Origin of the sequence: Croceicoccus estronivorus (assembly GCF_001625325.1) — a bacterium.
Classification (GTDB): domain Bacteria; phylum Pseudomonadota; class Alphaproteobacteria; order Sphingomonadales; family Sphingomonadaceae; genus Caenibius; species Caenibius estronivorus.
In genome coordinates, this window is sequence record NZ_JRQQ01000003.1 from 1 (window position 1) to 25,562 (window position 25,562).

General features: G+C 63.1%; 30 protein-coding genes. 5 read left to right on the top strand and 25 right to left on the bottom strand.

Translation table 11 applies throughout. The features are described 5' to 3' along the window. Positions 1-147: 147 nt before the first annotated feature. Both MB02_RS06335 and MB02_RS06340 read left to right on the top strand, forming a co-directional pair. A complete protein-coding gene (locus MB02_RS06335) occupies positions 148-2,292 on the top strand; it encodes a tetratricopeptide repeat-containing sulfotransferase family protein (RefSeq protein WP_067534272.1) in 2,145 nt (714 codons plus the stop codon). Positions 2,293-2,369: 77 nt separating this feature from the next. After that, positions 2,370-2,894 carry a superoxide dismutase family protein gene (locus tag MB02_RS06340; protein ID WP_067534937.1) on the top strand — a complete coding sequence of 175 codons (525 nt, stop codon included), beginning with the start codon at positions 2,370-2,372 and terminating at the stop codon, positions 2,892-2,894. 24 nt (positions 2,895-2,918) lie between these two features. Here MB02_RS06340 and queC read toward each other — a convergent pair whose 3' ends face one another. The 6 genes from queC to MB02_RS18115 form a co-directional block, all read right to left on the bottom strand. Then, entirely contained in the window at positions 2,919-3,611 is a 693-nt protein-coding gene (gene queC, locus MB02_RS06345) for a 7-cyano-7-deazaguanine synthase QueC (RefSeq protein ID WP_067534275.1), read from the bottom strand. 42 nt (positions 3,612-3,653) lie between these two features. Continuing rightward, a complete protein-coding gene (locus tag MB02_RS17415) occupies positions 3,654-4,040 on the bottom strand; it encodes a DUF3617 domain-containing protein (protein WP_082826016.1) in 387 nt (128 codons plus the stop codon). 111 nt (positions 4,041-4,151) lie between these two features. Beyond that, a complete protein-coding gene (gene hslO / locus MB02_RS06355) occupies positions 4,152-5,048 on the bottom strand; it encodes an Hsp33 family molecular chaperone HslO (protein WP_067534280.1) in 897 nt (298 codons plus the stop codon). Between the two features lie 49 nt (positions 5,049-5,097). Continuing rightward, complete coding sequence (gene argF / locus MB02_RS06360; protein ID WP_067534284.1) at positions 5,098-6,024, bottom strand: ornithine carbamoyltransferase; 927 nt, start codon at positions 6,022-6,024, stop codon at positions 5,098-5,100. Next, a complete protein-coding gene (locus MB02_RS06365; protein ID WP_067534287.1) occupies positions 6,024-7,214 on the bottom strand; it encodes an aspartate aminotransferase family protein in 1,191 nt (396 codons plus the stop codon). Before MB02_RS06365 ends, argF begins: the two co-directional genes overlap by 1 nt. A 159-nt stretch (positions 7,215-7,373) precedes the next feature. Beyond that, complete coding sequence (locus MB02_RS18115; protein WP_067534290.1) at positions 7,374-8,108, bottom strand: cold-shock protein; 735 nt, start codon at positions 8,106-8,108, stop codon at positions 7,374-7,376. 273 nt (positions 8,109-8,381) lie between these two features. Here MB02_RS18115 and MB02_RS06375 point away from each other — a divergent pair, with 273 nt between their 5' ends. Both MB02_RS06375 and MB02_RS06380 read left to right on the top strand, forming a co-directional pair. Next, positions 8,382-9,188 carry a TerC family protein gene (locus tag MB02_RS06375; RefSeq protein ID WP_067534293.1) on the top strand — a complete coding sequence of 269 codons (807 nt, stop codon included), beginning with the start codon at positions 8,382-8,384 and terminating at the stop codon, positions 9,186-9,188. Continuing rightward, positions 9,185-9,619 carry a TIGR01244 family sulfur transferase gene (locus MB02_RS06380; protein ID WP_067534296.1) on the top strand — a complete coding sequence of 145 codons (435 nt, stop codon included), beginning with the start codon at positions 9,185-9,187 and terminating at the stop codon, positions 9,617-9,619. The genes MB02_RS06375 and MB02_RS06380 overlap by 4 nt, the downstream gene beginning before the upstream one ends. Positions 9,620-9,625: 6 nt before the next feature. On the opposite strand, the gene MB02_RS06385 is transcribed toward MB02_RS06380, so the two are convergent. The 18 genes from MB02_RS06385 to MB02_RS06465 form a co-directional block, all read right to left on the bottom strand. Beyond that, positions 9,626-10,084, bottom strand: coding sequence for a DUF2793 domain-containing protein (locus tag MB02_RS06385; RefSeq protein ID WP_067534299.1), 459 nt, complete (start codon positions 10,082-10,084; stop codon positions 9,626-9,628). Between the two features lie 9 nt (positions 10,085-10,093). Next, positions 10,094-12,277 (bottom strand): phage tail protein, encoded by a 2,184-nt coding sequence (locus MB02_RS06390; RefSeq protein ID WP_067534302.1) that lies wholly within the window; start codon positions 12,275-12,277, stop codon positions 10,094-10,096. Positions 12,278-12,287: 10 nt separating this feature from the next. Then, positions 12,288-12,701 carry an NlpC/P60 family protein gene (locus MB02_RS06395; protein ID WP_067534305.1) on the bottom strand — a complete coding sequence of 138 codons (414 nt, stop codon included), beginning with the start codon at positions 12,699-12,701 and terminating at the stop codon, positions 12,288-12,290. Beyond that, positions 12,698-13,519 carry a DUF2163 domain-containing protein gene (locus tag MB02_RS06400; RefSeq protein ID WP_067534316.1) on the bottom strand — a complete coding sequence of 274 codons (822 nt, stop codon included), beginning with the start codon at positions 13,517-13,519 and terminating at the stop codon, positions 12,698-12,700. Before MB02_RS06400 ends, MB02_RS06395 begins: the two co-directional genes overlap by 4 nt. Next, the gene (locus MB02_RS06405) at positions 13,516-15,846 is read right to left on the bottom strand and encodes a DUF2460 domain-containing protein (RefSeq protein WP_067534319.1); all 2,331 of its coding nucleotides are present in this window, start codon (positions 15,844-15,846) and stop codon (positions 13,516-13,518) included. Before MB02_RS06405 ends, MB02_RS06400 begins: the two co-directional genes overlap by 4 nt. Before the next feature lie 89 nt (positions 15,847-15,935). Next, positions 15,936-16,523, bottom strand: coding sequence for a tail tape measure protein (locus tag MB02_RS06410; RefSeq protein WP_067534321.1), 588 nt, complete (start codon positions 16,521-16,523; stop codon positions 15,936-15,938). Then, the gene (locus tag MB02_RS06415) at positions 16,504-16,725 is read right to left on the bottom strand and encodes a phage tail assembly chaperone (RefSeq protein ID WP_067534324.1); all 222 of its coding nucleotides are present in this window, start codon (positions 16,723-16,725) and stop codon (positions 16,504-16,506) included. Before MB02_RS06415 ends, MB02_RS06410 begins: the two co-directional genes overlap by 20 nt. Beyond that, the gene (locus MB02_RS06420; protein WP_067534326.1) at positions 16,722-17,036 is read right to left on the bottom strand and encodes a gene transfer agent family protein; all 315 of its coding nucleotides are present in this window, start codon (positions 17,034-17,036) and stop codon (positions 16,722-16,724) included. The genes MB02_RS06415 and MB02_RS06420 overlap by 4 nt, the downstream gene beginning before the upstream one ends. Beyond that, positions 17,036-17,443 carry a phage tail tube protein gene (locus tag MB02_RS06425; protein WP_067534331.1) on the bottom strand — a complete coding sequence of 136 codons (408 nt, stop codon included), beginning with the start codon at positions 17,441-17,443 and terminating at the stop codon, positions 17,036-17,038. The genes MB02_RS06420 and MB02_RS06425 overlap by 1 nt, the downstream gene beginning before the upstream one ends. Before the next feature lie 30 nt (positions 17,444-17,473). After that, positions 17,474-17,860, bottom strand: a complete 387-nt coding sequence (locus MB02_RS06430) for a DUF3168 domain-containing protein (RefSeq protein WP_067534334.1) — start codon at positions 17,858-17,860, stop codon at positions 17,474-17,476. A gap of 2 nt (positions 17,861-17,862) precedes the next feature. Next, the gene (locus MB02_RS17640; protein ID WP_156495437.1) at positions 17,863-18,033 is read right to left on the bottom strand and encodes a hypothetical protein; all 171 of its coding nucleotides are present in this window, start codon (positions 18,031-18,033) and stop codon (positions 17,863-17,865) included. Next, the gene (locus tag MB02_RS06435) at positions 18,030-18,578 is read right to left on the bottom strand and encodes a head-tail connector protein (RefSeq protein WP_067534337.1); all 549 of its coding nucleotides are present in this window, start codon (positions 18,576-18,578) and stop codon (positions 18,030-18,032) included. The genes MB02_RS17640 and MB02_RS06435 overlap by 4 nt, the downstream gene beginning before the upstream one ends. Before the next feature lie 80 nt (positions 18,579-18,658). After that, a complete protein-coding gene (locus tag MB02_RS06440; RefSeq protein ID WP_156495438.1) occupies positions 18,659-19,804 on the bottom strand; it encodes a phage major capsid protein in 1,146 nt (381 codons plus the stop codon). Between the two features lie 100 nt (positions 19,805-19,904). Beyond that, entirely contained in the window at positions 19,905-20,342 is a 438-nt protein-coding gene (locus tag MB02_RS06445) for an HK97 family phage prohead protease (RefSeq protein WP_067534944.1), read from the bottom strand. Further along, entirely contained in the window at positions 20,339-20,647 is a 309-nt protein-coding gene (locus MB02_RS06450; protein ID WP_067534340.1) for a DUF6127 family protein, read from the bottom strand. Before MB02_RS06450 ends, MB02_RS06445 begins: the two co-directional genes overlap by 4 nt. Continuing rightward, complete coding sequence (locus MB02_RS06455; protein ID WP_067534343.1) at positions 20,647-21,801, bottom strand: phage portal protein; 1,155 nt, start codon at positions 21,799-21,801, stop codon at positions 20,647-20,649. Before MB02_RS06455 ends, MB02_RS06450 begins: the two co-directional genes overlap by 1 nt. 42 nt (positions 21,802-21,843) lie before the next feature. Next, positions 21,844-23,178 carry a DNA-packaging protein gene (locus MB02_RS06460; protein WP_067534346.1) on the bottom strand — a complete coding sequence of 445 codons (1,335 nt, stop codon included), beginning with the start codon at positions 23,176-23,178 and terminating at the stop codon, positions 21,844-21,846. Then, positions 23,165-23,665, bottom strand: a complete 501-nt coding sequence (locus tag MB02_RS06465; protein ID WP_067534349.1) for a hypothetical protein — start codon at positions 23,663-23,665, stop codon at positions 23,165-23,167. The genes MB02_RS06460 and MB02_RS06465 overlap by 14 nt, the downstream gene beginning before the upstream one ends. A gap of 287 nt (positions 23,666-23,952) precedes the next feature. Here MB02_RS06465 and MB02_RS06470 point away from each other — a divergent pair, with 287 nt between their 5' ends. Then, positions 23,953-24,597 carry a YqaA family protein gene (locus MB02_RS06470; RefSeq protein ID WP_067534352.1) on the top strand — a complete coding sequence of 215 codons (645 nt, stop codon included), beginning with the start codon at positions 23,953-23,955 and terminating at the stop codon, positions 24,595-24,597. Positions 24,598-24,627: 30 nt separating this feature from the next. Here MB02_RS06470 and MB02_RS06475 read toward each other — a convergent pair whose 3' ends face one another. Continuing rightward, on the bottom strand, positions 24,628-25,506 hold the full coding sequence (locus MB02_RS06475) for a phytanoyl-CoA dioxygenase family protein (RefSeq protein ID WP_170304648.1): 879 nt from the start codon (positions 25,504-25,506) through the stop codon (positions 24,628-24,630). Between the last annotated feature and the right edge of the window lie 56 nt (positions 25,507-25,562).

Consider the following 25,562-nt stretch of genomic DNA (forward strand, 5'->3'; position numbering starts at 1 on the left):
CCCCTTTGTCGTTCGCTACCGCAAAATTAAACCAACAAACCACAATGAACCAAGGGTGTGTGGCGATAAAGCTGCACGGGCCTCTTGACCCCGACGGCGTTTTATTGTCCGCCTCCCACACGCAGATAAATCAATGGAAGTGCCGCTATGCAGCAAACGAAGGATGATGCCCGTTTCGACGAAATGATCGCGAAGGTGCAAAATGGCAGCCTCCGGATGACGGAACAGGATGCTTTGGCAATCGCGGGCAAGCTCTATGGCCGCCATCGCTATGGACAAGCGGTGAATGTTTGCAATCAGCTGCTCAAACACAAACCATCTCTGTCTGATGCGCATAGCATTCTGGGGGTGTCGCTAGCGGCGATGGGGAAACGCCAAGAGGGCATTGCGGCGCTCAAGCGAGCGATCAAATCCAACGCCAAGGTTGCGGGCTATCATTCCAATTTGGGCGAGATCTATCGTCAGGATGGCAACCTGGCGGATGCGACGATTTCTCTCCAGCAGGCGATCGAACTCGACCCCAAAAATGCCCAGGCTAACAACAACCTTGGCATCGTTCGCTTTGAAGGCCGGAATTACGATGAGGCCATCAAATGCTATCGCAAGGCTATAGAGGCAAACCCGCGTTTTCCGGAAGCTTACAATAATCTTGGAAACGCGCTGAGAAAAGTCGCTAAACTCGAAGCTGCAGCGGATGCTTATCAGCATGCACTTGGACTGCGCGAAATATATCCGGAAGCTTACAATAATCTGGGTACGTTGCTTCGAGAACTGCATAAGCCCGAACAGGCCGAGCATGCGCTTCGTAAGGCAATTCAGCAGAACCCTCGCTATGTGGAAGCATACAATAACCTTGCAGCGATTTATCACGCCGAAAACAGGGATGTCGATGCGCTGAGGCAGCTCTCGGAAGCATTGAAGGTAGAGCCGAAGAATGCGCGCAGCCTTCTATTGACGGCCCGTATTCAGTCACGCCGTGGCAACACGACCGCAGCGGAGCAGGCCTGCCAGTTCGTCCTTGCCCAAGATCCTCAAAACTCCGAGGCCCTGACAGTGCTCGGCACAGTCAAGCATGAGATGGATAAATACGATGAAGCCATCGAATTGCTCGGCAAGGCGGTCGAGTTGCGTCCCGATGCGCCGGAAGCGAGGAATTATTATGGTATTGCGCTTAAGTCTGTAGGTCGACTGGACGAGGCGCGTGAACAGCTTCTCAAAGGGCTCGAGATCAACGGCTCCATGTACGGAGCATACGCAAACCTGAATGATCTCGTCGATTTCTCGAAGGAAAAAGAACTCTTCGGCAAGATGGAAACCATCATGGAAACTGTCGAAGATCAACGGATGGGCAGTTTGTTGCCGCTCCATTTCGCATATGCCAAGGCGCTTGACGACAATGGCCAGCATGAAAAGGCGCTGGAACATTACATCACCGGCGGCCAGATGAAGCGGGCTCAGCTAAACTATGTCGAAAAGGACACGTTTGCGTTCTTCTCATCCATCAAGAAAGCGTTTCCGGCCAAGGTCTTCAAGGATCGGCCGTTTGAAGGGATTTCCGATGAACGTCCTTTGTTCATAATCGGTATGCCGCGGTCAGGGTCAACTCTGGTCGAGCAAATTATTTCCAGTCACAAAGACATATATGGTGCTGGCGAGGTCAAATACTTCTCCCATGCGCTACACCGCTTACGTGATCGCTTCCCCGCGCTTTCGCGTTACCCTGACATGGTCAGCGAATTGTCTCCAAAGCAGTTCGAGATTCTCGGCGACGATTATCTCCGAGCTCTCACTGCGTCGGCTGACGGTGCCAAGCGTGTCACTGACAAGCTGCTGACCAACTATTTCTTCGTTGGAGTACTGCACCTGCTGTTCCCCAACGCGAAATTCATCAACACGCGCCGCGATCCGGTCGATACCTGTCTGTCGGGCTTCACCAAGCTGTTCAAGGACGACATGCCCCATAGCTATGATCTCGGCGAACTGGGGCGTTACTATCGCCAATACGACGCCTTGATGAAACATTGGGAGAAGGTGCTGCCCAAGGGAACCATCAAGGTCGTCGAATATGAGCAGGTCGTCGCCGAAACGGAAACCAGTGCCCGTGAACTGATCGATTTCATCGGTCTCGATTGGGACGAAGCCTGTCTGGCCTTTCACAAGTCGAAGCGCCCGGTCAAAACTGCCAGCGTGGCTCAGGTTCGCAAGCCAATATACAAGACCTCCGTCGAACGGTGGAAGAAGTATGGCCCTGGCCTTCAACCGCTGGTGGATGCAATCGCCGGAAAGAAATAGCGGGACATCCAATCGGGGCTGGAGCAATCCGGCCCCTTTTGCGTTGAAGAAAGCATTAGCAAAAAGGGAGAAGCTTGATGATCCGTAAAGCATTCGTCGCGATGATGCCGATTGCGCTTGCCGCATGTGCGTCCGTAGGTGAGTTGCCGGTGGAGCGCATTGCTTCCGCAACGATCCTGTCGGGAAGTGGGCAACCAGCGGGAACAGCTGAACTGGTCGGGCAAGGGGATACCCTATCCCTCAAGATCGCATTGACGGGTATCTCACCAGGCCTGCACGGCACTCATCTCCATACCGTCGGCAAGTGTGAGGCACCTGACTTCAAGTCAGCGGGGGGGCATCTGAATCCCGCGCACAAAGAGCATGGGATGGAAAACCCGAAAGGCCGCCATCTCGGCGATTTGCCCAACATGAACGTTGCAGCCGACGGAACGGCCAGCATGACCGTTCCGTTGAATGGTGAACCGGCTTCCTTGATGAGTGACATGTTCGATGCAGACGGGACCGCGATTGTGGTTCATGCCGGGCCCGACGATTACATGTCTGATCCTGCGGGCAACGCTGGCGGTCGTATCGCATGCGGTGTGTTCAAACGTATCTGATCCCCCCTGTCGCTGGGAAGAGGATCACACGGCGTAAGGTGTGGGATCCTCTAGCCCCGCTTGTGCGAAGCCGGCCCTGCGGAGGCGGCAGCTGTCACAGGCACCACATGCTCTGCCGTCCTCAAGCGGATCATAGCACGACCAGCTGAGACCGGGATCGAGGCCGAGCCGGGCCGCCTCGCGCGCAATATCGGCTTTCCCGAGATGCTGCAGAGGGGCGTGGATCGTGAAAGGAGAACCTTCCGCTCCCGCCTTGGTTGCCAGCCGTGCGGTTTCCGCAAAACTAGCGATAAATTCCGGTCGACAATCAGGGTAGCCGGAATAGTCGAGTGCGTTCACACCAATGAAGATATCGCTGGCGCCGATCACTTCCGCCCATGCCAAGGTAAGCGACAGGAACACTAGATTGCGAGCGGGCACGTAGGTGACCGGGATATCCGCGCCGACACCATCCTTCGGTACGGGAATGTCGTCAGTCAGCGCGGAACCGCCGAATTTACGGAGATCCAATGGCAGAATGACATGGCGTTCAGCATCGAGAATCCGGGCAATCTCCCGGGCAGCATCGATCTCGCGCCGGTGGCGCTGGTTGTAGTCGATGGTAAGGGCATTGACGCAGTAACCCTGTTCCCGGGCAAGGCCCCCGGAAACCATCGAATCCAGCCCGCCCGATAGTAAGACGACTGCTTGTCTCCCGGTCGTTTCGCGTGTGCTCATGGCATGCCGCTACATAGGCGGAGGCCGCCTTTCAAGCGCGCATTACCCGCCACAACGACCGACCCATCGGGCTTCAGCGGAAAACTGGAAGGGGAGGCCATCAACAATTCCCTGGCTTTCGATCTGCGCGATTTGGGCAGATTCACGCCGGATATGGGTTCGGCCATAACCATGCCCGCGACAAGTGTACTGCACTGTGACGCGATCAGCGGTGTCTTCGACAACGAAGCGGCTGCATCCGGAAGCCGTATGCCGCAATTGAATCAGTTCGCGACCATCACGCAGGCATATCCGTTGCCGCGTATTGTCGGAGCGGAAACGAATCTCCCAGTTGCCCGGCTTGAGTTTGTCGAGCGCGGCCAGCTCTGGCTGCTGCGCCAAAGCGGGAATACTGAAGATGCAAAGAAGTGCTGCTGCAATTCGCGGCATCCAGTTTCGATCGATTTTACCTAATATTCGCATTCGGATAACTCCGGTAGCGACCCGAGCGACCTCCTCTATTTTGCACGATAAGTCGCACCATACAAGCGATGAGCTGCATCAATCCTGAATGGGGAACAGGCGTGAACAGAATGCGCAATCGACCATGATAACGCCGTCATCATTGCGCATCTTCGCCCTTTCTTCCGAGGGGAAGCGCGCAAGAACCGTTTCAAAATGAACGGTGGTGCAACGGCAGCCACGGGTCAAGGGAGCGCCCTGTTCTACGCGTATTTCGTTTTCCTCGTGGAACAGGCGCCACAGTAACGCCTCCAGCGAAAGAGACTGATCCACGAGCTCATCCGGCCTCACCGTGTCGGCAATGATGGCAATATGTTCCCATTCGGGATGGTCCATTCGCACATGTAGCCGTTCGCGCCCCTCTTCGCCTTCCGCAAGATGTTGCAGCAGGATACCGCCGGCCGTGGGGCGCCCGGAATTGCTGTCCACACTTACACGGATCAGAGTGGGCACTTGTTCGGACTGTCCGAAATAGGCTTCGAAAGCAGCCGTGATCGAGTTGCCTTCCAGGGGAACGATACCCTGGTAACGCTGCCCATTCGTTGCGAGATCGAAAGTGACCGCAAGGAAGCCTTTGCCGAACAGAGTCTCCAGCGAGGTATCGTTACCGGCCTGACCCAGCCGGTCCTCATCGAACTGGACATATCCCCGCAATTCACCGTCGCGGTAGTCGCAGACCAGTAGCTGGACGATACCTTCGTCGGTCTGTGCCTGAATGGTAAGCTGGCTACCTTCCCCTTTGAGCAGACCGCCCGCCAGCGCGGCGAAGACCAAGGCTTCGGCGAGGAGATCTCTTATCGGGTCGGGATAGTCATGTGCCGAAAGAATGGTTTCCAGCACGCCATCAAGCCGGACAACGCGTCCGCGCACGTCGCGTTCCGGCAACGTGAAGGCGAGAAGCCTGTCACTGTAGGTCTCTTCGAGTTGTTCCGTCATTGCCGACTATATGGGGGCATGAAGCTGAATGAGAAGGTCGTCGGAGCTATCAGATCGCGCCAAAGCACCAGAGCAGCACAGATTTCTGCCCATGGATGCGATTTTCAGCTTCGTCGAACACTGCCGATTGTGCGCTTTCGAATACGCTTTCGGTTACTTCGTCGCCGATGTGGGCGGGCAAGCAATGGAGAAACATGGCATCGGGCTTGGCATGCGACATCAGCGCGTCGTTTACCTGAAACGGGGCCATAGCGGCCAACTTGCCTACCGCGTGTTCCTGGCCCATTGAAACCCACGTATCGGTGACGACGACATCGGCACCTTTTACCGCTTCGACGGCGTCGTGAGTCAAAGTGACGTTCGCGCCCCCGGCGCGAGCCATCTGCACGAATTCCGGTTCCGGCTCATAACCTTCAGGCGTGCCCGCGCGGACATTGAACTTCATAAGTCCGGCAGCTTCCAGGATCGAGCTCAAGACATTGTTGCCGTCACCTACCCAGGCGACTTCCAGCCCCGGCAAAGGCTTGCCGTGCTCCACGATCGTCAGCAGGTCGGCAACGATCTGGCAGGGGTGGGAGCGGTCGGTCAGACCGTTGATAACGGGGACAGTGGCATGCCGCGCCATTTCCTCTACTTTGCCATGGTCGTCCGTGCGGATCATGATGGCATCGACCATACGGCTCAATACCCGCGCCGTGTCGGCCAGCGATTCGCCTCGACCCAATTGAGTGGTGCCGGACTCCATGACGATAGCGCTGCCGCCGAGCTGGCGCATGGCCATGTCGAAGCTGACTCGCGTACGAGTCGAATTCTTCTCGAAGATCATGGCGAGCACACGGCCTGCCAACGGCGCGTCATTGTCCGCAGCGCCTTTGGGGCGATCGGCGCGCGCCGCCTTGCGGTCCATTGCGTCGTTGATCATCGCGGCGATCGCGTCGCCACCGGCATCTGAAAGATCGAGGAAATTCCGGGGCATCAGGCTGCCTCCGTCACTGCGTAACTCGCGGCGCCGGCGGAAAGCTTGTCAAAGAATTCGTCGATTTCCGCGTCACCGATGACCAGCGGCGGAATGAGCCGAATCGTATTGTCTCCGGCCGAAACGGCCAGGAGGCCATGATTGTCGCGCAAGTGGGCGACGAAGGGCCGGCTTTCCGTTTTCATCTTGAGGCCGAGCATCAGGCCGCTGCCCCGGACCAGTTCGAACAGGTCGGGATAATTGCCGATGAATTGTTCCAATCCGGTCCGGATGCGCTCACCCTTCTCGCGGACGGATGCGAGGAACTCCTCATTGGCGACCGCATCGAGGACCGCGTTGCCAGCCGCCATCGCGAGGGGGTTGCCGCCATAGGTCGATCCATGAGTGCCGGGGACCATGCCCCGTGCGGCCTTTTCCGTGGCGAGACATGCGCCGAGCGGAAAGCCGCCCCCAATGCCCTTGGCGGTCGCGAGAATATCGGGTTCGATCCCGTATTGCTCATAGGCGTAGAAATTGCCGGTCCGGGCTACGCCGGTCTGCACTTCGTCGAGTATAAGGAGAAGGTCCAACTCATCCGCCAGTGCACGCAGCCCAAGCATGAATTCATCCGTGGCCGCGCGAATACCGCCTTCGCCCTGGATCGGTTCCACGAGAAAACCGGCAGTGTGCGGACCTATTGCAGCCTTTGCCGCTGCAAGGTCATTGAATTCGACGTATTTGAAGCCGGGCAGCAGAGGCCGGAAGCCCTTGTGCATCTTTTCCTGATTGGATGCGCTGATCGTGCCCATCGTCCGCCCATGGAAGGCGTTGCTGAACGTGATGAGTTCGAAGCGTTCCTCGTTGCCCTCATACTGATGGTAGGCACGCGCCGTCTTGATCGCGCATTCCACGGCTTCGGCACCTGAATTGGTGAAAAATACCGTATCCGCGAAAGTCAGATCGACCAGTCGTTGAGCGAGCCGTTCACCCTGCGGGCTGCCATAGAGGTTCGACACATGCATCAATGTGGCGGCCTGTTCCTGAATGGCGCGAATCAGGCCGGGATGGGAATGGCCCAGGATATTGACGGCAATGCCTGCGGCGAAGTCCAGAAAGCGGCGCCCATCCTCGCTGATGAGGTGACAATGTTCGCCACGCACCGGCCGCACGTCGCACCGGGGATATACAGGCATCAGCGGGTCAATCGCCATCGAAGGGGACTCCCTGAAAGGAAAGCGGCAAAAAGGAAGGCCGCGCCAAAAAGACAAAGGCGGCCCTGCGAAGGGCCGCCGTAAAAGTTCATTTATGACTCTGCGGGCCGCCGGTCAATTCTTCCGGACTGGAGGTTGTTTGTCCGGCGGCCTGGCAGATCAGCCGTTGAGCGGCACCAGGTTGACAGCCGAATGCTTTCCGCGTCGATCGACCTCAAGGTCGAATTCGAGTCGGTCGCCTTCGTTGATCTCCCGCAGGCCGGAACGTTCGACAGCGCTGATGTGCACAAAGGCGTCGGGCTGACCGTCATCACGTGTGATGAATCCAAAGCCCTTCATCGAGTTGAAGAACTTTACCGTGCCAGTTGCCTTTTCGCCGGTGAGTTCACGCTGCGGTGCGGCTGCCTTCTGCGGGACCGGGATGACATCCCCTACGACCTGAAGATCGGCGGCAGAGATTTTTCCGCCACGATCGACCAGATTGAATTCGAGACCCTGCCCTTCGGCCAGACCTTCCAGTCCGGCGCGTTCGACGGCACTGATGTGCACGAACACATCTTCACCGCCATCTTCGCGCTGAATGAAGCCGAAGCCCTTGTTCGAATTGAAAAATTTCACCGTTCCCCGGCCGGTGCCAACGACCTGGGCAGGCATACCGCCGCCGCGCGGGGCGCCACCGCCACCGCCGCCACGGGGGCCGCCGCCGCCGAAGCGGTCGCCACCACCAAATCGGTCACCACCACCGAAGCGGTCGCCACCACCAAATCGGTCACCGCCGCCGAAACGATCACGACCACCAAAATTATCGCCGCCGGCGAAGGGATCGAAACCGTCTTCTCCAAAACCGTCGCGCTTGTCGCGTCCCCGGCCGCGACGCCCTCTATCAAAACCCATAAAGCTTAACGTACCTTCGTTTCGCCCAAAATCATCACCCGGCAGCGCGGACGAATCGCGCCGGATATGAAAGCAGACAGCAGAAATAGCTGCCGACCTTCTAACGTATGACGCCAGTCATAACGCAGAATCGGTGTATGCGCGAATGATTTCAAAAGATGTCTTGTTGTAACTTCACAACAATGCACCTCCGCTTCGAAAAATTACAGCCCAATCGAGCGTCAGGACCTATGCTCGCTTGCTTGGCGGGGCATGCTTGGGCAGAGAGACCGCATGGAAATTCTTGCCCTTCTGTCAGACCCTGCCGCTTGGGCGGCTCTCTTGACTCTCATCGTCCTCGAGGTGGTGCTGGGGATCGACAATCTCGTTTTCATCGCGATCCTGTCGAACAAGCTGCCGCCCAGCGAACAGGCGATGGCGCGGCGGATCGGGCTGAGTCTGGCGCTTGTCATGCGGATCGGCCTGCTGATGCTGATCGGCTGGATCGTCACATTGCAGACCCCGCTGTTCGACTTTGGAATACAGGGGGCCACTGGTCCCCATGGTGAACCGAGTTTCGAGACGGCGTTTTCCGGGCGCGATCTGATTCTGCTGGCTGGCGGGTTTTTCCTGTTGTGGAAAGCGACCAAGGAAATTCACCACAACATCGATCCCGAACCGGCGAGCGGCACTTTGCTCGATCCCAAGAAAGGCGTTGCGCAGATCACATTCTCGGCGGCGATCGCGCAGATCGTGGCACTCGATCTTGTTTTTTCGATCGATTCGATCCTCACTGCGGTGGGGATGACGGACCATGTGCCGATTATGGTCACGGCGGTCATCATTACGGTTTCGCTGATGCTCGTGGCGGCGGATCCACTGGCCCGGTTCATCGAAAAGAATCCGACGCTGGTCATGCTGGCGCTGGCCTTTCTGGTGATGATTGGCCTGGTCCTGATTGCCGATGGTTTCGGCTTTCACGTGCCGAAGGGTTATATCTATGCGGCCATGGGCTTTTCCGTGGCGGTTGAAATGCTCAACATGGTTGGCCGCAATCGCCGGGCAAGACGTGCGGGCGTGGAAGGAGAGACTGTGCAATGAGCGATTTCCGCAAGCTTGAGGATGGCATCTTCGCCAGCCCGCAAATCGACCTGGCCGATATCGCGCACGCGAAAGAACTCGGGGTGACGCTGGTCATCAACAACCGGCCCGAAGGCGAATCGCCCGACCAGACACCGGGACCGGAGATTGAGGCCGCCGCCCGTGCCGCTGGCATGGATTATCTCGCAATTCCGGTGACACATGCCGGTTTTAGCGAAGGGCAGGTCAAGGCCATGGCGGCCGCATTGGCGAAAGCCGACGGTCCGATTCTGGCCTATTGCCGGTCCGGCACGCGTTCCACGCTACTGTGGTCTCTAGCCCAGGCCAGCAAGGGCCGCAAAGTGGACGAAATCGCCGCCGCCGCAGCAGCAGGTGGTTACGACGTAAGCCCGATTCGCGAACTCATGGATATGCTGGCCGCTTCGGCCTGATCGCATTCAGTCGGACGGCAGCACGCCTGCCGTTCCAAGCGCCTGTAGCATGGCCCCTATCGCAGCGCGGGCCTCGGTATCGACAGTCGCGCCGCCCGCAGGTGCGGGAATCGGGGAGGCAATCTGCCATCCACCGGCATAGCGCCGATCCTGCCCTGTTGCCCGGTCGAAGGCCCGCATCCCATCGCGCGGGGCAACAAACAGCCAAGTGCCCGCTTGATGGCAGGCGATCATGCCGTCGCGTCCTGTCCAGTCGCCGGTCGCCGCCGTGTCGATCAACCAGCAATCGCCATCCGCCGGATCGTTCGGTGGATCGCTGGCCTCCCCCTCTACAGCGAGGTGGAGCAGGGCATCGGTCAATGCGAAACCCTCGTTCACAGTGAACTCTTTCTGCGACTGTCCGGCGAACAGTAGCGGAAGGCCGAAGCGGGGGCTGGCGGACAGGAAGCTGATCGGTGCAGGCATGGCAGATCCTCAGATGATGGTGATGAGCAAGGGATCGGATTGCGCGAAGCGACCGGTATGGCGGACCCAGAGCGGTTGCCCCGCATGATCGAGTGCAATGGCCGCGGCAGTCGGCGGACCAATCGCCAGGCGTGGCTGGGTGGTTTCCCAACGCATGATCGGGTTATCGACTGGCCCCAGCCCCACGGCGTAGGCTTCGTCGTCCTCGTTGAGTGGGACATCCACTTCGTCGCGCCACTCCCATGCACCGCGTGCCCGACGGACCCATGTCAGAATCATTTCCCCGTCGGGCCGGTGCAAGCAGCGGGGATGGACTGGCGTCAGCGGACGTTGCCCGAGCCCGGCATTCACGAGTGTCGTGGTGACCGGCTCACTGTCACCAAGCCCGATTGCCGCGATCACGGTTTCCGGTGTGGCATCCGATTGCAGCAGATCGAGCGGCGTCAGCCGGTGATCGAGCAGGACGAAATGCGATCCGGCGCTCTGCCCTGTGAGAGCGGCCCATTCAGTCCCGCCGCGGCCACGCAACAGGCCTTCCAGCAACCATTCGCCATTGCCGAGCGCAGTGGCGCTGGCAAACTGGAGCAATTCGGTGCCGATCAGCGCGCAATTGGCCCCGCCAGCAAGCTGTTCCAGAGTGACCGAATCGAGTGCCAGGTCTGCTGCGGTCAGCCGAACCGTGACGCGAGCTTGCCGATCGAGGATAATTGCGGGCGCCGGTGGAAGCGCGGTCAAGGTCTGACCGATTAATGCACGTTTGCGGCTGCTGCCCAGCGGGATGAACGAACCGCTCCGTTCGACGAGGATTTGTGCGCCGGCCCAGCCGGGGGAGGGGGAGGAAAGTGCTGCATGAATATGGGGCATGTCGCCAGTGCCCAAACCGTCCCATGGCAAATCGAATGCCACCAGTTCGCTCGTCCCTGCGGGAAGATCTTGCGCGGGATTGTTTCGTCCCGGCTCCGTCGCCTGCTTGCGGGCGGACCCATGCGGCAGGCGCATCAGTTCCAGTTCGATGCCATCAGTGCGCCATTCCCAGCCTGTTATTCGCCAATATCCTGAGTGGCCTGGCACGCGGACCACGCTGCCTGGACCAACTGCGGGATCGAGTTCCGCCACGCGCCAGGCCATCGTTTCGCGGGAGCGGGCCGCGCGGCTGGCCGATTCGTTGGCCAGACGGCGCGCGTCCGCAGCCTTGAGCGTACCGGGGAATTCCATGACCAGTTCGCGGCCCGACCGGGCGCGCCCGTCTGCGCGTTGCATACCGGTCAGGTAATCTCGCGCGCTATCGAAATAGCGTATGGCCATGGGCACGTTGCCATCCCCTGCCTGACGTTGCAGTTTCCGGCCATTGGCCTGACCGAAGCTTCCCTCTTCCTCTGTCACCGTGGGCTCGGGAAGAAGCGGTGCATTGGCAGGCCGCGCTTCGGCATCGAAAATGCGCAATTGCTGCCCACTGGCATCGCACGCGAGAGGGTAGGCTGCATCAATGGTGGCGAGAACGTCTGTCAGTGGTCCCCCTGCGCAGCTGAATCCCGCAAGGCCGGGCAGCGGGCGGGCAATGCTGCTTGGATCGACCGCGCCAGCCAGCATGGGGGCGAGCGTCAGTGGCCCCTCATCCGCGAGGATTTCGAAACTCAAGGCCGGAATGCGGTTGCCGAAGCCAGACAGGTCGAGATCCTCGAACACGGCGTAGGCCAAGCCGCGAAAGGCGGGGCAGCCGGCCCCTTCGGCAGAGGCGAGCAAGGGGTCCGGCCCATGGTCGCCATGGCCGGAATAGACGCGCAACTGCCCTCCGGCCTTGAGATCACTTTCTTCGCCGCGCAGCAGATTGCCATCCGCCCAGATCTTCCCAATGCGCAGGATCGGGCGGCTGGCCAGCGCCACGGCCAGCGATACGCTGTAGCTGTAAGTCGTCGCGGACGGGCTACCCTTGCCGCCGCTTTGCGATTGGCTGTGTTCGACCAGATCGGTTGCCCAGATCACTGTGCCGGGCATGCGGACGGCTCCGAAATGGCGGGGGATCGCGTTGCCGTAGCTGGAGGTGGAAATTCTCAGATCGTCGAGGCGAGGGCCATGGCGGGAAGCTGGCCCGAACAGCGCGGCATCGACCTGCCGCCCGGCGAGGCCGCCGATCACGCCGCCCAGCGGGCCGCCGAACGCAGTGCCCGCAGCCGTGAAAACGAGAGTTGCCATGTGTCTTTCCTCAGATGTCGGGGGAGAGCCGCCAGTGGCGCAGCGTCGGCCAGGGCAAGGGAGCGGGCGTTGCGACCGTACGGCGCAGTCCGGCGTGGGCATGGACGAAACGCTGGGCGGTAACCGCAATCAGAACATGGAACTGAGCCGCGCCAGTGGTGGCCATCACAATATCGCCCGCCTGCATGGGGCCGTCCGCCGCCTCCAGCCCGATTGCGCGGGCCTGGTCGAGCATGGGTGAAATATCGCGATTGCGCAGGGCATAGGCGAATGGCGGCGGCGTGGCATGGCCGCAGGCTTGCAGCGCGGCGAAGACCACCCCGAGGCAATCGAGCCCGGTGGCCGGATCGCGGCCATGCAACCGGAAAGGCGTGCCCACCAGACGCTTCGCCGCCATTGCCAGGGAGAAACCCGGATCGTTCATGCTTGTGGCGCCGGATAGCGGGCGAGGAGATCGTTCCCCGGCAGGAAGGGCTCGCCCTGGAAATTGACCGCATTGCCGAAGCGGTCATGACAGGTGCCGATGGTATGGTCGCACCCTTCGCGCACAAGTGCGCGGGCCCCGACCTGAAGCGCGGGGTCAAGCTGTGTGTCGAGCACAAGCGATGCGCCCGTCACGCCGGTTATTTCCATGGCGAGGCCCGCTTGCGGCCCATCGAGCCAGCGCAGCGATCCGTCACGAAACCGGCTGGCAGGGGTCGCGCCGGTCAAGGCGATGGAATTCCCGTCGAAATCGATCTGACTGACCGTACCATCGTGGGTGAAACGGCTGGCAGGCAGTGTACAACCGGGGCCACAGAATGCGGCCCGGCATGTCGGGCTGGTTCGCGGCACCGGGTCTGTTTCGAGTGCGGCCTTGGCGGAGCGCAATTCAGCGGAAAATGCATTGGCTTCCTGGTCCACCGCACCGATCGCGCCGCGATAGAGGATCGCATTCTCGCAGGATTCCCAATCGACCACGCCAATGGCTACGCCCGCCCCGTCGAAGCGCCCTTCGGCCAGAGCGTCGGCAGCAATCGCATCATGCGCGAGCACTCCCCGGACGTCCGCAGTATCCGCTTCGATCCCCGCTGAACGGCGGATTGCGGAAGGAACCATGCCGGGGGCGGCACGATGCAGCACGCCATCGAACCAGAGGTCGCGATCATGGCTGGTAAAACCCAGCGTTACGCCGTCGCGGCGGTGGATGCGCCAGAACGTCGCGGTGGCTTCCAGTTCCCGGGCGAAGAATACCCGGCTCATGATGCCTCCCGCACTTCGATCAGCGGCACGCTGGGCGCTTCGCCTGCGAGGAAATTCGCGCCCGATACGTCGAGCCTGTCTTCCGCGAAACGCACCGGCACGTCGAACAGGAAGCCGGCGCGAATGTGCGCTCCGGCGGCTGGTGCGCTGTCGAAAATCACCTGGCCCTTGGTGCCGAGAGTCCAGCCGGTACTGGCCGTGCCGTCGATGCCGATCAGCAGAGTGCCGGGGCGCGGGCGGGTGATCGTGCGGACCTGCGGCTCTGGGCCCTCGCCATAGTGCTTGGTGAGCTGGAATACGGTGCGGTGCCCGTCGCCCGTGCCGAGTGGCTGGTCGAACAGGGTTGGCGCTCCTGTCATCCCGTTGGAGCTGAAGTCGAACGGATCGGTCAGGCGAAATCCGCGCGCGGCCCCGCGCCGGGCGCGAAAGAACGCGATCAGCGTGCCCAGCTCTTCCTCCGAACGGATACCCGGCCCGACATCGAAGCGCAGCCGGGCATCGGCCCACAGGCTGCCGCGCCGTTCATGGCCGGATGAGGTCACGGCGACGGAGGTGGAAAATTCAGGCATGACCGATGCATCGCGGCCCAGCGCCAGCGGATAGGGAACGTCGTCGAAAGCCTGCATGGCATCATCCTTGACAGGGGGGAGGCGGGTGTAGCCGTCGCGCGTGATCTGCGGCAGGGCCCAGACGAAGCGTTGCGTCACGCCGCGTGCCGCCGCTTCATCCAGTGCTGCATCGATTTTTGGCCAGAAGTCTGTGGCATCTGCCGTGTCAGGCACGAAACCCGCCAAATAGTCCTGCCGGTCGGCCGGATAGCCGAGCCGCTGCCCGACCGTGGCATAGGCCGCGCGCCGCAGGCCGTCCGCCCCTGCCGTCAGCCAGTCGTAATCTTCCAGTTGCAGCCGGTCGAATGCGGGCCAGGCCCAGCCGGATGGCATGTTGGCCCGGTGCAGTTCCGGCATCGCGGGGTCGAGCACGGTTGGCGTGAACAGCAGCAGCATCACTTCTGCGGGGCCAGTGGCCGCTGCGCGAACCGCCGCGGCAAGATCTGCTGTCGATTGTGCGAGCAGCGCCCCGGCTTCGTCCAGCAAGCCACGCTGTGCCATGCCCAGAGTTTTTCGCAGGTCGGGAATCGGGGGAGGGTGGCCCCCGAACAGGGCCCGCGCTGCATCGTCATACAGGCAGATGCGCCCGTCAGGCATTGTCCACCACCATGGCTCCCCGATCTGGAACAGGACCGGCAAACCCGCCTGTTCCTGCATGGTGACGAACTGCGCCGCGACCGAGCGTAGCCAGCCCATCGCCCCGGCATGGGCTGGCGACAACAGAGCCGATGGTGGGTCCCATCCCGTGCGCGCGGGTTCCCCGTCGAAGGCGCGCTGCTGCCAGTCTGCGGGGCAGTGTGCGGCCAGCAATTCGTAGGAAAGGGAGGCGATCGCTTCATAGCCCATTGCCGCGCAGGCGGCGAAGAACGCGGTGTGCCATGCTTGCGCCGGGCCGCAGACAGTGCCTGCGGGATCGGCCAGCATCGTCTCCCCATCGGGCACGAGCCGGGGGAAATGGCTCATGCCCAGATAGTGCGCGATCCGTCCGCGATAACCGAGGCCGCGCATATTGCGGAGCACCCTGTGCGGCGAGAGGTGATAGCTGTCGTCATACGCCGTTGCGGCGTGCAGCCCGTGCGGGGGCAGCAAGACGTCCCCCACTTCCAGCATGGGGCGATACCCCTCGCAGATCATGCCGGTCAGCTCGACCCATCCATCGGCCCGCGCCGGAAGCGGGTTATCGTTGCCGGGCTGAAATCCCGGCGGCGTGAGGGAGATGAACATGCGGTCGATATCCGCCGGATGCACTGCGGTGGCCCCCGGATCGCTGGATGACCATCCGGAAACGATACCGGAAAAGGGGATCGCGATGTCCGCCTCTTCGGGCGTGCCTTCGGCATAGTTCCATAAGCGCACGTACCAGCTCGCCGGTACGCCGTGCGCATCGCGACCCTCAATGGTCAGGGCCGGGCCATCCGGTGCGTCGAGCGGCAAGAGCCCGGCCGACTTCCAGTGAAACCGCAGGACCGTGCGGGAATAGTCGCGGTCGGTAGCATAGGCGAGCAGGGGATGATCGTGCCTGTCCTCGCTTTCCCAGATCAGCCCGGCCAGATCGCTCTGCCGGTGGAATTCGGCATCGACGCGCAGGGAATCCGGCCCCGTAGCCGTGACGCAGGCCATCATCGGGCGAGGGAAATTGACGGTCCAGAAACGCGGGTCGAAGCGCTGGATCCAGTCGGAATCCTGCCCTTCACGCTTTCGGGCGAGCCAGAATGCCATATCGGTGTCCTTCGGATTGCCGGGAAGTCGCGGTTGGCGAATGTCCCGGTTGCCTTGTGCGAAGTTGGTGGGGAGTTTGGTCGCTGCCGCTATCCGGCGATCAGCGCCCGTCTGACCGTACTGGCCACTTGCCGGGCGGATCGTTGCAGGGCCACAGGGGCAGATGCGCCCTTCGGCTGTGCAAGCTGGATCGCCACACGCACTTCGCGCGGGGCGGTCCCGCTGCCGGACAGGCCGCTTTCCACTCTTCCGGCAGAGGTCGGCACGAACAGCTCGGGTCCGCGCTCCCCGACGAGATAGCCGCGCCCCGGTGCGACAGGGCCGCCGGTTGCCCTGCCGGGCAGGCCGAACACCGAGCCCAGGGCGCTGCCCAGCGTTGCGCCCAGCCCGCCCGGTGCCATGCTGGATGACATGAACGGCATTCCTGCGCCGCCTTGTGCCGCCTGTGCGGCAATCTCGTCCATCGTTCGCAGTGCGATCCGTTTCAGGTCATCGAAGCCGAGGCTGCCGCGCCGCACGGCGGAGAGCAGCCCGTGTTCGAGCACTGTCCCGGCCCTGGCGAAGCCATCGACCAGCGAGTTGTCGAGGTTCTGCCGCATCTGCTCGATATCGGCGGAGAAACCCTGCGTGCCGGCGCGGACATCGACCAGCAGGGTGTCAATCGGATCGTCGTTCATGCTCTTGCTCCATCATGCGCTCTAGCTCCGCCCGACCGAGCGGCGGGACGTGCGTATTGCCGTCGGGGATGAGGATTGCGGCCAGTTCCGCCGGTGTGGCATTCCAGAAATCGTCTGGTCGCCAGCCGAGCATGCGCATGGCCATGCCAGCCAACCGCAAAGCCCCGGAGGCAAACGTGCCGCGCGCCGCCGGTTGCATCATTCCCGCCCTTGCAGGATCTGGCCCAGCAATATGCGCAAGGGGGCGGCGCATCCGGCCAGACCTGCCGCGACCACCGCTTCGCCCACCTGTTCGCGGGTTAAGGCGTGGGGCGGGACAAGGCAGTGCCAGAACAGGCAGGCCATTTCATTCAGCCGCAACCGGCCGTCGCCCGCCCGTTCTACCAGGGCGAATAGCGGACCGAGTTCCTCCTCCGCCGCGACCAGTGCGGTGAAGCTGGGGCGCAGCCGGTGGGGGTGGCCCACAATGGCAAGCGAGGCTTCGCCGCGCAGCGGATTGGCGCTGCCGGCCATCACGCGGGCACCACCGGGCCGGAGCTTTCGAGCACTATGGCGTAGGTTCGTTCGCCATTGAAATCCCCGGCATAGTCGAGCCGCTGAACCAGGAACCGGCCGCGCAATTTCTCGCCGCCTTCGAACGCGAGTTCGTAGTCGCCCAGTGCGCCGGACAGTGCGTTGGCGCGAATCGTCTCTTCCGCCGTGCTGCCGAGGAATATCCCGGCGGCATTGACGCTGACCGATCGGGTTCCCGCACCGGACAGGAGTTCGCGCCAGCCGCCGGACCCCTTGTTGGTGACGACCACTGTGTCGCCGTTGATCGACATCTGGGTCGTGCGCAGTCCGGCGACGGTATCGTAGGCGGGTGGCGCATCGCCGTTCCCGATCTTGAGAAGGAAGGCACTGCCTTTCTGGGCGGTCATGATAGGCTCCTGAAAATGAGGAAATCCGGGTCAGTTGGCGAGCACCCGGAAACGGTATTCGACCAGCATCGCCCGCGTGTTGCGGGGGCGCTGTTCGGCGCGGGCGCGCAGGAATTGCGCGGTGACGACAGTGAATTCCGGCTGGGCTGCAGGCAGGGATGCAATCCGGCCTTCCAGCGTGCGGACAAGCGATGCGGCGCTGGCCGGGTCGTCGCCCCGTGTGTGGAGTTCCAAAGCCACACGGATTTCGCGTCCGATGCGGTCCTTGGTGCTCCAGTCGGTACTCGTACTGGCTGCGATGCCCAGCCAGGGAACGGGCGCGCGGATCGGGCTTTCCTCGGCCACGACATTGATCGCGGCCAATGCGGGATCACTGGCGAGCCAGCGGATCAGGGCGGCGCGCAGAGCGGTTTCCATGGCTATCGGCCTTTCGTTTGAAGCGGCCAGAGCAAGTGCGCGATACGCCAGCGGCCGGGGTCGTCGCGGTTCGCGCGCAGCCGTTCCTCGGCATGGGCGGCCGCCAGACGGCCCGCCTGCCTGGAAAGGTGGGCAGCGAGGTTTGCCGTGTGGCGCACTTTGGCCGTGATCATACGAGCCTCGTCTTGCACCATGGCCGCCAGAGGGCGGTGACGGCGGCAGGCGGTGTGTGTGGGCCACCGGCACTGGTGCGGTCGCGGTAAAGCTCTGCGGCGAGGCGGACGATACCGTGGCGCAGGGCAGCGGGCAGAGTGGCCCAGTCAGGTGCGATGCCGCCAATGAAGCGCACTGCGATGCGGACCAGTGCCGGCGATCGGGCCACGCGCACGCGTGCGCCGCCTGCGAAATCGAGGTCGATGGCCATGCGTTCCGGCGCGAGAGGGCTGCGCGTTCCGTCCGGTGCAATCGCCTCGACAGCGGTGATTGCCTGCACCGGGGAGGTGGCGAGCCCCTGCCAGTTGCCGCTGGCAGGCAGAATTTCCTCGCAGGCGGTTTCCAGAGGCATCTGTCCGGTAAAGCCCTCGCACAGGTCGAGCGATGCGTGCAGCAGCCGTTCCAGCGGCGGGTCTTCGGCGGTTGTCGTGATGGCCAGCCAGTCTTTCAGTTCGTCAAGCGCGGCTGGAGGCAATGTGGCAGGCGAGAGGATCGTCCGCTGCATCGGGGGTTTCCTTTGCGGTGGGTTCGTGGGGGGCGGTGCGAGGCAGCACACGCGACGGGGCGCGTGCGCTGCCCGCGCGCTTATGCTTCCTCTTCGATCTGCAGCAGCTTGATCGCCGTGCTGTCCAGCACCTGCCCGCCGACGCGGCGGGTGGCATAGAAATGGACGAACGGCTTGTTGGTGAACGGGTCGCGCAGGATCGTGGTCGCGCTGCGTTCCGCGATCAGATAGCCGGCCCGGAAATTGCCGAAGGCGATCGGAACATTGCCTGCGGCGATATCGGGCATGTCTTCCGCTTCGACCACCGGATAGCCCAGCAGCCGGTCCGGCTGGCCTTCGACAAGCCCCGGTTGCCACAGGAAAGCGCCGTCCGCGGTCTTGAGCTTGCGCACTTCGGCCAGAGTGGCGGAATTCATGACCCAGCTTGCCCCCTGGCGGTGCCCGGCCTTCATCGTGTGGACGAGGTCGATCAGCACGATTTCCATCATCGTGCCGAGCGTGTTCGCATCGCTGCTCGCCACATATTGCAGTGTGCCGAACGGGCGTGTCGCGTCACTTGCGAGAGAACGGGGCGCGTTCAGAAAGCCGAGTGGCTGATTGACACCGGTGCCGTTGATGAAGGCAGCCCCTTCGGCGCGGGCGAACTCCATCGCCACTTCGCTGGCCAGCCAGCTTTCGAGATCGAATGCCGCATCGTCCAGCATCGCCTGACTGGCCGCCGGATTGGCGTAGAGTTCGCCGGAAGGCGGTGACACTTCCGCGAATTGCGGCGTGCCGGTTTCAGGACGGGCCGCCGTTTCGCTGACCCAGCCGGAAGCGGTGCCGCCAGTGGCGACCAGCTTGCGATAGCCTGCGCTGCCCACCTGAACCACCTGGGCGAGATTGCGGATCGGGCTGATCTGCTTCATCTCGCTGGCGATCAGGGCGTCGATTTCGCGCGGGACGGCATAACCGCCATCGCCCGGTGCTGCGCCGTTGAGCGATTTCACTTCACTCTCGCGGCCCTGGCGCAAATAGCCATCGACGAAGCCTTTCACTTCGACGCTGCCGTGCAGGCCGCCCAGCACGGGCCGGGCGGCGGCGCGGCTGACGCGGTCGAGCCGGGCCTTCACTTCGTCAACGTCAGAACGCAGGACAGTGATGGCCTTTTCGGCCGTATCCTGCCGCGCGACGATGTCGAACGATGCGGCGAGGACTTCGGTTTCGTTTTCCAGTTCCATATCCATCGGGCAGTCACCTTTCTTGAGGGGGGATTGGTCTTGAGGGGATCGGGCACGAAAAAAGCCGCCGGAGCGGCGGCTTTCGGTGAATGAGTGGGGCAGGGATTCAGCGGACGAGGTGGACGCGCGCGCCATGCTGCATCGGATGCGTGACAAGGCTGATTTCGAATAGTTCGAGATCTTCCAGCAAGCGCCCGCGCGGCACCGGCCAGTGGCGGCACACGCGATAGCCGAAGCTCAGCCCGCAGATAGTCCGCCGATGCAGGGCGGCGGCGGCGCGGCTGGCGGGCTGGTCGATCCGGGCGATGACCTGCAACCCGCGCGCATCTTCGCCAGCATGTTCGACCCAGCCGATCCGACAGCCGGGCCGATGCTGCCAGAACAGGGGCAGGGGGCCCAGCCGCCCAGTGGCCCGTTCGCGCAGAGTCCGGGCGAAAGCGCCCTTGCGGATCGTATCGCCGCCGCCGTCCCTTATACCGAACAGCGCCGCATATCCGGCAAGCCGCAACGGCGTGCAGGCGGTATCCCGGTGCGTGCCAGTCATCGCCATATCCCGCCGGGTGCGATGCGAAACACGATACCGATCAGCAGGAGGGCGAGCAGGCCGCGCACGGTCCAGTCCACTGCCGCGCGCCATGCGCTGGCCTTGGCATCGCGCCAAGCCTGTAACAGTTCGCGCAACTCGTCGATGTCCTGCTGTGCGTCCGCGTCGGCCAGGCCCAGCCGAGCCAACGTGCGCGCGGCACCCAGTTCGCTGGCTTCTTCGACCACGGCGCGCAGCGTGACGAGATCGCCGCCATCGGCCTGCGCCTGCGCGACCAGCCGCGCGAGCATGTCTTCTCCGTTCATTACGTGTCTCCTTTCGGGGTGAGGCCCAACAGGGCGCGTTTTTCATTAGGATCGAGGAAATCGGCGGCGGATATTTGCGTCCACAGCCGTTCACGGTCTTCGGCCAGTGCGGGAACCCGGTCGAGATCGACCGCGATCCGCGCATCGGGAAACCAGGGGGCGAGCCCTTCGCGCAAGGCGCCGAGGATCTTGCCTGCCAGCGGCAGCAGCGTCAGGCGCCAGAGCGCGCGGTTCGCCTCGCGATAATTGGCGTAGGTGTTGTCCCCCGGCAGACCGAGCAGCATCGGCGGCACCCCGAATGCAAGCGCAATGTCCCGCGCGGCGGCGGCTTTCAGTTCGGCGAAGTCCATGTCCGCCGGGCTTAGCGACAGCGATTGCCAGGTCAGCCCGCCTTCCAGCAGCATGGGCCTGCCGGCGTTGGGCTGCCCGGCAAAGGCATCGGCCAGTTCGTGGCGCAGGCGGGCGAACTGATCGGGGGACAGCGTCCCACCGTCGCCGGTGTCGTAAACCAGCGCGCCGGATGGCCGCGCCGCGTTTTCCAGCAAGGACCGGTTCCACGCGCTTGCGGCGTTGTGGATCGCCACGGCCTGTTCGGCAGCGGCAAGGCATCCGGCGCCATAATGGTCGTCCGCCGGGTGGAAGCCTTTCAGGTGGATGACACCGGGCCATCCGTCTTCATCCTCCAGCGGCAGAGTCACCGTGTGCTCGCCCACGCGATAGCGGAACGCGGCGGGCCATCCGTCTGGGCCGGGCTGGATCGCGACCCGTTCCGGCCGCAGGGCAAACAGTTCGACCGGCCTGCCGCGTCCGTCCTTCATGATCTGGACGAAGCCATTGCCGTGCAGCAGCAACTGCGCTGCCAGCGTTTCCAGCAGCGACTGCCCCGCGCTGCTGGCCCCGACCAGCGTGAGCAGGTCGGCATCGCCGGACGCCAGAGGCGCGCTGGCGACCCCTTCGGCCACCAGCCGGACGGCCCGCTGGGCGACCGGATTGTCGATGAAGGCCCGCGTGACCGACCGGCAATATTCGTATGGGGGAAACGAGGGGCCGGGATCGTGCGCATATTGCCAGGGTGAGACGAAACCGCGGGCCAACGGCACGCGATCGCCCCCGCCGCCCTTGAAGGCGGAGGCAAGGGTGGAGAGGAAGGACATGGGGTTCCTTTCAAAAATGTACGGTTCGGTTGGAGGGCGGCGTTACATCCGCATCACGCGCGGTTCGCTGCGCCGGGAAAGCATCAGTTCGGTCATTGCCCATACCAGGGCGTCGGCCCGGTCGGGGCTGTGGCCCGGCCCGTGATAGGCCCCGCCGGCCATGATCCCGCAGAGCTGGTCCTCCAGCCGGGGAAACAGCCCGCAGTGCCGCACGCGCCCGGATTCGTAGAGCGCGGCGACAGGCTCTGCACGAGCGGCCTTGCCCCTGCTGGCATGGACCAGCCGGACGGGCATCGCGCAATCGGCGGCGCGTAGCACGGATTCGACCATCGCCCCGCCCTGATTGGCTTCCGCCACCACGCGATCGGCTTGCCATGCCGCGGCAGTGGCCGCGACCGCGCGGGCCCACCGTTCGGGGCCTGCCTTGTCGACGGAGGCATCGGCCATCACGCGGCCTATGCCGTCCTCGCCCAGTGCGACCGCGACGATGCCGCATTCGTCGCCATGCGCGCTGGCCGGTGGGTCGACCGCGACCACCACCCGCCGCGCGGGCGGGGGTGAGGCGGCTTCCCGGCAGCGTTCGAGCAAGGCGCGGGTCCATAGCGCGCCTTCGATATCGGTCAGCAGCTCGCCGCCCAGTTCCTGCCGCCCGAGAGCGGTGCCGTCGAATTCACATTGCATCGCGGCGAGGAACGGCGTGGGCAGATTGGCCCGATTGGCAAAAGTCGAACCACGGCAGACGGCGGTTTCGCCATCCTTCTCACCTGCCAGCAGCCGGTGCAGCAACGGCGTGGCGCGCGGAGTCGTAGTGGCGGCGGCGCGTGGATCGTCGCCCAGTCGCAGGCCGAGCTGGAGATTGTCCCACGCGCGCATCGCGCGGTTTCCGGCCATGTCCCATTTGCCGATTTCGTCGCACCACGCGTGGCTGTGCTGCGGCCCGCGGAGGCTCTCCGGCTCTGCCGCGGAATAGAGGAAGGCCTGTGCGCCATTGGGCCATGTCAGCCGTTTCAGGGATGGTTCGAACAGCGGGCGGGAGGCAGGGGAACAACAGGCGAGAATGCCGCTTTCGCCTTCCACCATGACAGCGCGCGCTTCCGCCAGCGAAGCGGCGACCAGCGCAATGCGCGCGGTGGGGCAGGCGCGGGCGATCTGGCGGACCCATTCCGCGCCGCTGCGGGTCTTGCCGAACCCGCGCCCGGCACAGACGAGCCAGGTGCGCCACGCACCGGCAGGCGGCAATTGCTCGGGCCTGGCCCATTGTTCCCAGTGCCACCGTATCGCGTCGCACTGGGCGGTATCCAGCGTGGCGAGGAAATCGGCCTGCTGCGGCGAATCGAGCGTGGTGAACCATCCGGCGCGTTCATCATCGGCCGGCATGGGTACCGGTCCCGCTGGCGCGGCCATCCGTCAGCAGGCGGGCGGCTGCCTGCTCGCGGGATCGCATGGCGTCGATCCTGGCATTGATCGAGGCGATGATCTCTGCCTCGCTTTCCATCGACTGACGGCCGCGTTCCTTGCCCACCGCCTCCCGGTGCGCGGCCAGCACGCGCAGGGCCGTGGCGGCATCGAACTTGCGCTCGGCGCCGCCAGCGCCCGATTCCCCCAACCTGCCGGTGCGCAACCAGCAGAGCAGGTCCATTTCGAGATTGTCGTACCCTTCGCACAGGGCAGTGAACCAGCGCCGCCTGAACTCCGCGTCCTCGCGCCGGATCTTGTAAACCCAGCCAGTGCTGATCCGCGCGGCCCGTGCGGCGGCGGCCACGTTGGAGGTTTCGCCCAATGCGGCGATGAAAGTGTCGCGCCAGTCTCTGGGCGTGCGGGATCGACGGCGCGCAGAGGCCGCGCCGGATGGCGGTTGGGTCATGGTGGATGTCCTTTGAGGGGGAAGGGGCGTTTGCAGCCCGACTCGCTTTATCGCGATGTTCTGCTTCACTAACCAAATAGCGTTACGATGTCAATATAAAAGTGCCAAATAGGTTAAATGCTTTCCGGTTGCGGGCCGGGCGGGGCTGAATTAGAGGGCAGGGAACCTTCGCGCCGGTATCGCGCGGGGCGAAGCGGCGCGGCGTTGCAGGGCCGCAGACCCATTACTGGATTGCCGCGCGGCCTGTCCCGGCCGCCCGCAATGACGATTGTGGAGTTGGACAAGGCATGGGTTGGTTGCGGCGGTTGTACGAATGGACCATGGCCAAGGCGGCCCACCCCCATGCGGAATGGTGGCTGGCCCTGATCGGCTTTGCCGAATCGAGCTTCTTCCCCATTCCACCGCACCCGCTGCTGGGCCTGATGTGCCTTGCCGAACCGAAAAAGGCCGTCCGCTTCGCCCTGATTCTCACTGTCGCATCGGTGATGGGCGGGCTGTTCGGTTACGCGATCGGCTATTTCCTGTACGAATCGCTGGGCGCGGCGATCATATCCGGGCTGGGCCTGACGGACAGCTTCCCCAAGGCGGCGTGTTATCTCAAGGAATACGACTGGGAAGTGGTGCTGCTCGCCGGGGCGACGCCGGTGCCGTTCAAGCTGCTGACGATCACGGCCGGGTTCATCGAAATGGCCCTGATCCCGTTCCTGCTCGCCAGCATTGTCGGGCGGGGCATGACCTTCATGGCGGTAGGCGTGCTGTTCCGCCTGTTCGGGGTGCGGATCAAGGCGATCATCGACAAGTACCTTGGCCTTGTGACTGCCGGTTTCGTCGTTCTCCTGGTTGGCGGTTTCCTGGCGATTTCGCTGCTCGGCGGCGGCGGGGAAAAGGCGCGCGACAAGTGCGAGACGGCAACGATGGAATCGTTGCGCTGACGCAAGCCGCGCGCCGGGGCGTGCCCGCGGCTAAAGCAATCCTTCCTCGATCAGGTCCAGCGGATTGCGCCAGTCCACGGCACCCAGGAACCCGCCGTTCACTTCGATCCCGTCATGCAGCGCGTAACCCAGGATCGCCTGCTGTTCGCGCGGCAATGTCCGCGCCAGTTCCAGCGGGGTGCTGAGATAATTGTTGTCCTCGCTGCGCAGCCAGCCGAGGCAATAGCTGAGATGCATGCCGCGGCGGCGCAGGTCGGTCCGGTTTTCCCCGCCCGCATGCAAAGTCGATCCGAGATAGAACACGGCGTCACCTGGTTCGAGTTCGGCGGCCACGACCTCTTCCGGGCAGGGCTGGCGGTCCTTGTCCCAGGTGTGGCTGCCCGGCACGATCAATGTCGCGCCCATTTCCGGCGTGAACGGGCCCAGCGCGATCATGGTGGCGAATTCCAGCGGGAAATCGAGCCGGGGCAGATAGGGCCATATCCCGTCGTCACGGTGGAAGATCTGCGCTTTCGCGCCGGGGCCGCGATCCATCACATCTGCGAAATTGAGCTGATAGGTGGCGCAGTTGGGGCGCAGCAGCCGTTCGCACTGGCCCATCAGTACCGGGTGGCACAGCACGTCGCGGCGGAACACGGCGGACTTGCCCGCCATTCCGGCCAGATGCCGGGTCTGCGGCCCGAAGAACTGAGTCACCGCGTCGTTCATGTATGTGCGGGCGGACGCGTCGTGCGCGTCGAGACAGTCGAGACAGCTGTCTATTTCCCGGTTGAAAGCGTCGATCGTCTCGCGGCCCAGCACATTGCGGACGATCACCGCCCCATCGGCCAGAATACGGTTGGAAATGGCGCTGGCATCGTCGCTCGCATCGAATGCGGCGATGCGGACCCGTTCGGCTTGCATGTTCATTGCCCTCTCCTCCATAGCTATCCTCGGATGCATGGTTAGCGGGCCGGATGGGCTGG